The 1450-nt window shown below is 60.1% G+C and carries 1 protein-coding gene and 1 pseudogene; both read right to left on the bottom strand.

The window, feature by feature from the left end; all coding sequences use genetic code 11:
* Positions 1-285: 285 nt before the first annotated feature.
* Positions 286-507 carry a sortase domain-containing protein gene (locus Y707_RS30345; RefSeq protein WP_155853277.1) on the bottom strand — a complete coding sequence of 74 codons (222 nt, stop codon included), beginning with the start codon at positions 505-507 and terminating at the stop codon, positions 286-288.
* Between the two features lie 643 nt (positions 508-1150).
* Positions 1151-1450 (bottom strand): annotated as a pseudogene (locus tag Y707_RS28600) (aldehyde dehydrogenase); the annotation flags it as partial.

Below are 1450 nucleotides of genomic sequence, written 5' to 3'. Positions count from 1 at the left end.
GGCAGCCAGGGGAATGTCCGCGCTGATATAGGGCTCACGCCGGTACGGGGCATGCGTTGCCGGGCACGACCCGAAATCCGGGGATAAGGAGATGTAGGCGCCGTCGTGATTTTCGAAGTGCCGCGCCGCTGAGGCGGTATCGACTTTAGTGACCATGGTGACCGATTCCGGCATCGCGGACAGACAATATTCGTTCCCGCCCCCCTAAAGCTGGCCGCAGACCGGCGCACGCAAGATGGAATGGGCAGAGTTCGTTTTGCGGTCCTGTACGTTGCCTTTGGAGTCCTATTGGGCGTCTACGAGTTTGGCGTAGATGACGAGGTTTTCCACGAACTCGCCTGAGGACTCTGTGAAGCCGTCACAGGTGATCAGCCGCAGCTCCGCGCCTTCGGTCGGTTGGTACACGGCCTTGGTGGGGAAGTCGTTCTTTGGATAGATCTCGCTCTTATACACCTCGAAGGTGGCCCTCGACCCGTCTTCGCGTCCCCGGGAAACAGGGGTTCGCATGATGAAAAAAGACCGCCGCTCCCATCGGAAGCGGCGGCCTCTTTCATCCTGGATCACGACCAGTCATGGTCCAAAAATGAGATGCTCTACCCTTAGCTGCCGGCCTTCATGTGGCGGCGAAGGGCGTAGGCGCCACCGGCTGCGGCCAGCAGGCCACCGCCGAGGGCAATCGGCTCCGACGAAACCCCGCGATGACTCATAACAAAACCTCCGCCTCACCCGGGCGTGCAGACTCGGATGCAGCTTATGCCCCTTTCAATGAAACTAATGATGCACCCAGCAGCAAACTGCGACGAAGAAGAAGACCCTCGCCTGTAACAGCACCAATCATGCAGGAAAGTCCCGGATCCTGGACGATCTGGTCGATTCGACTGGTAGGCACCGCGGAGCGGGGGCCGGATCTGCTGCCGCCGCTGATCAAGTGCTGAGCTGCGCTGCGCCCCCCGGATAACGTCTGTATGGAACGTCCAGACGGGCCGGGCCTCAGGCTAGTCCGCTGACTGTCAGGACCAGTAACACCAGGTTCAAAGGATGATCAGGGCCGCGCTGAGGTAGCTGAATATACTCAAGGTCCTGGAGTTGGTGTGTTCGCCCTCAGGCTACGATCGGTGGAAGCGCGCACCAGCGGGATCAACGCGGTGGATCAAGGCTTAATGACAACCTTGGTCCAGCCATCGGTGCGGTCATCGAAATTGCGGTAAGCATCTGCCGCCTCGTTGAGGGAAATTTCGTGCGAGACAATCCAGGACGGCTTCGCCTTGCCTGCGGCGATCAGGTCACGCAACTGCCGATTATACCTCTTGACCGGAGCCTGCCCATTGCCCAAGGTCTGCCCCTTGAACCAATGCATGCCGTAGTCCAGGGCCAGCTTGCCTTCCTGCGCATTTTTGTCCCGTCCGCCTGGATCGGCTGGGAGGAACACCCCGACGGAGCCGATGCCTCC

Source organism: Arthrobacter sp. H14 (genome assembly GCF_000520495.1).
Classification (GTDB): Bacteria; Actinomycetota; Actinomycetes; order Actinomycetales; family Micrococcaceae; genus Arthrobacter_C.
Note: the sequence above shows the minus strand (reverse complement) of the source record. Positions and strands in the feature narration are given on the sequence as shown.

What these genes read in the sequence shown, in the direction of transcription:
- Y707_RS30345 (WP_155853277.1), bottom strand. Translation starts at nt 507, where the DNA reads ATGCGAACCCCTGTTTCCCGGGGACGCGAAGACGGGTCGAGGGCCACC.